6 protein-coding genes are annotated in these 3,528 nt (G+C 47.4%); all 6 read left to right on the top strand.

Annotated elements, in window-relative coordinates:
- Positions 1-312: DUF1806 family protein (locus F8N00_RS17095; RefSeq protein WP_421018651.1), on the top strand; the 312-nt coding region annotated here is incomplete at its 5' end.
- Positions 309-959 (top strand): bacillithiol biosynthesis deacetylase BshB2, encoded by a 651-nt coding sequence (bshB2, locus tag F8N00_RS17090; RefSeq protein ID WP_075642905.1) that lies wholly within the window; start codon positions 309-311, stop codon positions 957-959. The genes F8N00_RS17095 and bshB2, both read left to right, overlap by 4 nt.
- Before the next feature lie 171 nt (positions 960-1,130).
- Complete coding sequence (queC, locus tag F8N00_RS17085; RefSeq protein ID WP_023469723.1) at positions 1,131-1,787, top strand: 7-cyano-7-deazaguanine synthase QueC; 657 nt, start codon at positions 1,131-1,133, stop codon at positions 1,785-1,787.
- Positions 1,784-2,239 (top strand): 6-carboxytetrahydropterin synthase QueD, encoded by a 456-nt coding sequence (gene queD, locus F8N00_RS17080; RefSeq protein WP_023469724.1) that lies wholly within the window; start codon positions 1,784-1,786, stop codon positions 2,237-2,239. Before queC ends, queD begins: the two co-directional genes overlap by 4 nt.
- Positions 2,236-2,952 carry a 7-carboxy-7-deazaguanine synthase QueE gene (queE, locus tag F8N00_RS17075; RefSeq protein ID WP_023469725.1) on the top strand — a complete coding sequence of 239 codons (717 nt, stop codon included), beginning with the start codon at positions 2,236-2,238 and terminating at the stop codon, positions 2,950-2,952. The genes queD and queE overlap by 4 nt, the downstream gene beginning before the upstream one ends.
- A gap of 13 nt (positions 2,953-2,965) precedes the next feature.
- Complete coding sequence (queF, locus tag F8N00_RS17070; protein WP_023469726.1) at positions 2,966-3,454, top strand: preQ(1) synthase; 489 nt, start codon at positions 2,966-2,968, stop codon at positions 3,452-3,454.
- Positions 3,455-3,528 lie beyond the last annotated feature (74 nt).

Below are 3,528 nucleotides of genomic sequence, written 5' to 3'. Positions count from 1 at the left end.
CCGTTATATGTACACGTCGAGACGACGAACGGTGCTTACGCGACGCACCAAGATCCAACTTTCCATAGCGCAGGGATGTTTTTCCGTAATGCGGAAATCACTTACGAACGTGGTCTGATCACAGGAAACGGACCTTACCGGATCGGTTTGAAACTTGCTCACGGCTGGTTATACGGTGAAGGATTGACTGACTTCGAATTTGCTGGGGAACAATTGTTGATTGCCGGTCACGATATCGAAGGACGTCTTGCAATTGCTTTTGAACTTAGCCCGACACCATTCGCTCAAGGTGCAGAGGAGGTAGACGCATGACACACGAAGATCATTTACTCGTCGTCTTCCCTCACCCGGATGACGAAGCTTTCAGTTCTGCCGGTACGATCATCGAACACGCTGAAAACCGTGGTCCTGTCACGTACGCTTGTCTGACACTTGGTGAGATGGGACGTAACATGGGACGTCCTGTCTTTACGAACCGGGAACAGCTCGCAACGATTCGTAAACGCGAGTTGATTGATGCTGCTGCAAAAATGAAGATTTCGGATCTCCAAATGTGGGGACTTCGTGATAAGACTGTTGAATTTGAGGATGAAGCGGCACTTGCCGACCGTATTCTTACCTTGATTCAACAGACACGACCAACTCGTTTGATTTCGTTCTATCCGGGTTACGCGGTCCATCCCGATCATGAAGCGACAGCTCGTGCCGTCGTTCGTGCCCTTCGGATGATGGATCCTGCTGATCGTCCAGAGTTCCTTGCGGTCGCTTTTGCGAACAATACGAAAGAAGAGCTCGGGGAAGGAACGTTCATTCATGATGTCAGTGCCTATACGGATCAAAAGATCAAGGCACTCGAAGCGCACGCTTCACAAACAGGTGGTCTGATGAAAGTCATCTCGGAAGATTCGAACATTCGAGATCTACTCGTCAAAGAACGCTACTATCACTATCCACTTTAATCTTCTTACACGAGATGCGTACCGTCCGATCGACGATACGCATCTCTTTTTTTGTCTTCATCAGAAAACGTCGACTTTTTCAATGGCTTCTGCTAGTGTGAATAGTTGAGACTATGTCTCCGGAGTTCGTAACCTCCTCCGTTACAAAAACTAGGAATGGAAGTGTACATTATGAAAAACGAACGTGCTCTTGTCGTCTTTAGTGGCGGCCAAGACTCAACGACTTGTTTGTTTCAGGCATTGAAACAATACGAAGAAGTCGAAGTCGTGACGTTTAATTACGGACAACGTCATGCACAAGAACTCGAAGTCGCACGCGACATCGCCTCTGAGCTTGGTGTCAAACACCATGAGCTTGATCTCTCTCTTCTCAGTCAACTGACGAGTAACGCCTTGACTGACCACAGCCAAACCATCACGACGAATGAAGATGGTCTTCCTTCTACTTTCGTAGATGGACGAAATCACCTGTTTCTTTCGTTCGCAGCCGTCCTTGCGAAAGGACGCGGAATCCGTCATATCGTCACTGGCGTATGTGAAACGGACTTTTCCGGTTACCCTGACTGCCGTGATGCCTTCATCAAGTCACTCAACGTGACATTGAACCTTGCGATGGACTATCCATTCGTACTTCACACGCCACTCATGTGGCTCGACAAAAAAGAGACGTGGGCGCTTGCCGATTCGCTCGGTGCGTTTGATTTCGTTCGAAATCGCACGTTGACGTGTTACAACGGCGTCATTGGAGATGGTTGTGGCGAATGCCCGGCCTGTGAATTACGGAAAAATGGCTTAGATGCATACATCAAGGAGGTTCAACACACATGACATTCAATTACGAAGCACCTGAAACGGTCGAGCGCCCGACTGGCGACTCGCTTATCTATACGAAATCCCGCGTTATGATCGTAAAAAAATTAACGTTCGACGCAGCACACCACCTATATGATTATGATGGAAAATGCCGTGCCCTTCACGGTCATACGTACCATGTCGATATGGGGATCAGTGGTTTTCTGGATCACCGCGGTATGACACTCGATTTTGGTGATCTCAAAAAAATCTTCAAAACACATCTCGAACCACTATTGGATCACCGCTACCTGAATGAATCGTTACCATACATGAATACGACAGCTGAAAACATGGCGGCTTGGATTTTCGAGACGCTCGGACAACACCTTCCGGATGAGCGTGGACTTCGTGTCGAATTCGTCAAGCTCTATGAGACACCGACTGCTTTTGCTGAAGTCCGTCGTGAGTGGATGAACGAAGCATGAGTGCTTTAACGAAAACACCAAAAATTCCGGTTCTCGAGATTTTCGGACCAACATTTCAAGGAGAAGGACGATCGATTGGTCAAAAGACGATGTTTGTCCGGACCGGCGGTTGCGACTACTCCTGTTCGTGGTGTGACTCCGCCTTCACATGGGATGGTTCTGAAAAACCTGAACTCTTGACGGCAGAGACGATCATAGAACGTCTTGATGCACTCGGCTCTTACGGACATGTCACGATTTCTGGTGGGAACCCGTTACTTCATGCTTCAATCGGCACACTGGTTGCGGCACTAAAAGAACGAAACATCACGATGTCCGTCGAGACACAAGGCTCCTACTGGCAAAATTGGTTGCTTGATATCGATGACGTCACACTTAGCCCTAAACCACCTTCAAGTGGGATGAAGATTGATTTCGATCGCTTGGATGTCTTTTTTAAACGTTTACCGGAACAACAGCGTGCCGTTAAAATCGTCATCTTTAATGAGGAAGACCTCGACTTCGCGGCGATGATTTCAGAACGATATGCGCTAAAGACGCTTTATCTATCGCTCGGTAATCCTGATCCGCACGAAGAAGGAACGATCGCTCCACGCATGCTACACGATTTAAAAACACTTTGGGAACGCGTCGCCCGTGATGAACGCTTCAATCATGCGCGCGTCCTACCACAACTACACGCCCTCGTTTTCGCGAACGATCGTGGCGTCTAAGGAGAAATGATTTATGCGCCCTGAAGATTTAAACGACTTATCGTTACTCGGCCAAAAAGCCGTTCCATACATTTTTGAATACCAACCCGAAGTACTCGAAGCATTCCCGAACCGTCACCCGGAAAATGATTACTTCGTGAAATTTAATGCACCAGAGTTCACGAGTCTTTGTCCGATCACGAATCAACCGGACTTCGCGACGATTTACATCTCGTACATCCCAGACGAAAAACTCGTCGAATCAAAATCACTGAAGTTGTACTTATTCAGCTTCCGTAACCATGGTGATTTTCATGAGAACTGCATCAACGTCATCGGAAAAGATCTCGTGAAATTGATGGAACCTCGCTACCTTGAAGTATGGGGGAAATTCACGCCACGCGGTGGAATCTCGATTGATCCATACTACAATTACGGCAAGCCTGGTACAAAATACGAACAAATGGCAGAGCACCGTCTATTCAATCACGATCTCTATCCTGAAACGATCGATAATCGTTAAGACGACTAAAAGAGGAACAAGGGGAAATCCCTTTGAGACTGAAGACAAAGTGCAATTTTTCTCTAACGAGAAGG

Origin of the sequence: Exiguobacterium sp. A1_3_1 (genome assembly GCF_048985645.1) — a bacterium.
Taxonomy (GTDB): Bacteria; Bacillota; Bacilli; order Exiguobacteriales; family Exiguobacteriaceae; genus Exiguobacterium_A; species Exiguobacterium_A indicum.
The sequence above is the reverse complement of the archived record's forward strand: the minus strand, read 5'-3'. Positions and strand labels throughout refer to the sequence as shown.

Bases quoted from the DNA above. Each gene is read 5' to 3' on its own strand.
- bshB2 (WP_075642905.1), top strand. From the start codon at position 309: ATGACACACGAAGATCATTTACTCGTCGTCTTCCCTCACCCGGATGAC.
- queC (WP_023469723.1), top strand. From the start codon at position 1,131: ATGAAAAACGAACGTGCTCTTGTCGTCTTTAGTGGCGGCCAAGACTCA.
- queD (WP_023469724.1), top strand. From the start codon at position 1,784: ATGACATTCAATTACGAAGCACCTGAAACGGTCGAGCGCCCGACTGGC.
- queE (WP_023469725.1), top strand. From the start codon at position 2,236: ATGAGTGCTTTAACGAAAACACCAAAAATTCCGGTTCTCGAGATTTTC.
- queF (WP_023469726.1), top strand. From the start codon at position 2,966: ATGCGCCCTGAAGATTTAAACGACTTATCGTTACTCGGCCAAAAAGCC.